This window comes from Streptomyces sp. WM4235, assembly GCF_001279725.1.
GTDB lineage: Bacteria > Actinomycetota > Actinomycetes > Streptomycetales > Streptomycetaceae > Streptomyces.
Window position 1 is genome coordinate 1 of the sequence record NZ_LGDE01000409.1, and the last position, 246, is coordinate 246.

Here is a 246-nt window from a genome sequence, read left to right on the forward strand (position 1 = left end):
GGGCGCCACAGAGCGGCGGCAGCGCCGCGAACACCCCTTCACACGCTCGGAGCACAGCCATGCAGCAGACCACCCGCGCCATCGGCGCCGGCAGCCCGGACGCCGCCCTTGCCGGTCTGGTGATCGCCGGCCCCGTCCGATCGGTCACCGCCAATGCCGACGGTTCATGGACCGTCGTACCCGTCGCCGGCCCCACCCTTCTCATCACCGGCCCGGACCAGGCCCACGCCTACATCGAGCGCGCCA

The 246-nt window shown here is 73.2% G+C and carries 1 protein-coding gene; it reads left to right on the forward strand.

Going from position 1 to position 246, the window contains the following annotated elements; genetic code table 11:
- Positions 1 to 59: 59 nt before the first annotated feature.
- Positions 60 to 246 (forward strand): hypothetical protein (locus ADK55_RS23910; protein ID WP_159041537.1); only part of this gene is annotated, 187 nt, incomplete at its 3' end.